The sequence below is a fragment of the Actinomadura sp. GC306 genome (genome assembly GCF_004348665.1).
Classification (GTDB): domain Bacteria; phylum Actinomycetota; class Actinomycetes; order Streptosporangiales; family Streptosporangiaceae; genus Spirillospora.
The window spans coordinates 1-2,388 of record NZ_SMKM01000466.1 but is presented as its reverse complement, the minus strand read 5'-3'; the positions used below and the strand labels follow the sequence as shown (position 1 = coordinate 2,388).

Below are 2,388 nucleotides of genomic sequence, written 5' to 3'. Positions count from 1 at the left end.
GATGCTGAGCGCGCCGCCCGGCCTGGTGCTGCCCGGCGGGGCGTCCTGCCAGGTCCCCGGCACCGCCTACGGCGCCTCCTGGGCGTCCGGCGCCGCCCGCCCGCCCGGCGCCTCCACCCTGCTGATCGCCTACACCGACGTGTGCGTGCACGGCGCCACCATCAGCACCCAGGGGTTCGGCCTGGTCACCTACCGGCCCGCCGGGAACGTCCTGACCGGCCGCACCCGGCTGTTCACCTCCCCCGGCGGGCTGCCGTTCCAGCACAACCTCGGGTCCCCGGTGTTCGCCCGCGGGCACCTGCACCTGTTCGCCTCGGTGTGCGACAACTCGGCGTTCGGCGTCTGCCACGGCGGGCGCGTCACCCTGGCCCGCGTCCCCGCCGACCCCGCCGCCTGGCGCGATCCCGCCGCCTACCGGTACCGGGCGGACGGCGGCTGGACCCGCGACGCCGCGCAGGCCCGCACCGTCGTCCACGGCGCGGCGCCCTACCTGGTCCACGTCGGCGACTACACCCACCTGGGCCGGGGCCTGGTCATGGTCGAGCAGCGCGACCTGGCCGGGCGGTTCCGCCTCTGGCACGCCGACGCGCCCGAGGGGCCGTGGAGGCCCGCGGGCGGCGGGAGCGTCCCCTGCTCGGGCGGGGCGGGCCTGGACCAGTGCCGCGCCCTGATCGGGCATCCCGCCCTCAGCACCCGCGACTCGCTGCTGCTGACCTACTACGACCCCGCCGACGACCACATCACCGCCCGCGCCATTCCCTGGTGACTCCCCCGCCGGCCCCGGCGGGGTGGGGCACGTCACGTCCCGGGGGCGGGCCGCTGGTTGCCTGTGCCGTTATGGCGGGCTGGCCTGGGCGGATGCCCGATGGCGGTCGCGGCTGGCGGGGCCGTCGCGTCCGCTTCGGGCCGCGGGACGGCTGATCGCTCCTTGGTTCCCCGCCCGGATCGTATGTATTGTGCACAGGTTCGGGTCGTCCGGTCCCGGACCGCACCGGAAGACGAGGGAGAAACCGCGTGACTGAGCCCGCCGTCCGTCCCAGAGCGATCGTCGGGGTGCTGGCGGCCGCCGGCATCGTCGCGGCGCTCATGCAGACGCTGGTGGTCCCGTTCGTCGGCGAGATGCCGCGCCTGCTGGACACCAGCGCCTCCAACGCCTCCTGGGTGGTCACGGTCACGCTGCTGGCCGGCGCGGTGTCGATCCCGGTCACCGGACGGCTCGGCGACCTGCACGGCAAGCGCACCGTCCTGCTGGCCTGCGCGGTGCCGCTGACCGCCGGGTCGCTGGTGTGCGCGCTCACCGACACCGTCGTCCCGATGATCATCGGGCGGGGGCTGCAGGGCGTCGGGATGGGCCTGATCCCGCTGGGCATCAGCGTCCTGCGCGAGCTGCTGCCGCCCGAGCGGCTCGGCTCGGCGATCGCGCTGATCAGCGCCTCCCTGGGCATCGGCGGCGCCCTCGGCCTGCCGATCGCGGCCGCCGTCGCCGAGCACACCAGCTGGCGCGCCCTGTTCTGGGGCTCGGCCGCGCTCAGCGCCCTGATCGGCGTGCTGATGTGGCGGCTGCTGCCGCCCACTGCCCCGCAGGCGAAGGGGCGCCTGGACGTGGCCGGCGCGCTCGGCCTGGGGACCGGGCTGGTCTGCCTGCTGCTCGGGTTCTCCAAGGGCTCGGACTGGGGCTGGACGAGCGCCCCCACCCTCGGCCTGCTCGCCGCCGCCGCGGCCGTCCTGCCGGCCTGGGGGTGGTGGGAACTGCGCACCTCCGACCCGCTGGTCGACCTGCGCGTCACCGCGCGGCGCCAGGTCCTGTTCACCAACCTGGCCTCGATCCTGGTCGGCTGCGCCATGTACGCGCAGGCGCTGATCGTCATGCAGCTGATGCAGCTGCCCGAGGCCACCGGCTACGGCCTGGGCCAGTCGATGCTGGCCGCGGGGCTGTGGCTGGCGCCGGCCGGGCTGATGATGATGGCGGTCTCGCCGCTGGGCGCCAAGCTGTCGGCCGCCGCCGGTCCCAAGGTCACCCTGGGCGCCGGCAGCCTGGTCATCGCCGCCGGGTACGGCTCCTCGGTGGTGCTGATGGGCTCGACGTGGGGGCTGCTGGTCGTCACCGTCGTGTGCAACGCCGGTGTCGGGCTCGCCTACGGCGCGATGCCCGCCCTGATCATGAGCGCGGTGCCGCCGTCGGAGACCGCGTCGGCCAACGGCTTCAACACCCTCATGCGCTCGGTCGGCACGACCGTGTCGGCCGCCGTCGTCGGGGTCGTCCTGGCCCAGATGACCACGACCATGGGCGGGCACGTCCTGCCGTCCGAAGCGGGGTTCCTCACCAGCATGCTGTTCGGCTGCGGCGTCGCGCTGCTGGCCGCGGCGCTCACCCTCGCCATCCCCGGC

Annotated in this window: 2 protein-coding genes; both read left to right on the top strand. The window is 75.2% G+C overall.

Translation table 11 applies throughout. From position 1 onward, the window contains the following. The coding region (locus tag E1200_RS34220; protein WP_165950562.1) for a DUF4185 domain-containing protein at positions 1–766 on the top strand (766 nt) is incomplete at its 5' end. 248 nt (positions 767–1,014) lie between these two features. After that, positions 1,015–2,388, top strand: a 1,374-nt coding sequence (locus tag E1200_RS32640) for an MFS transporter (RefSeq protein ID WP_243709037.1), incomplete at its 3' end; no start/stop codon positions are given.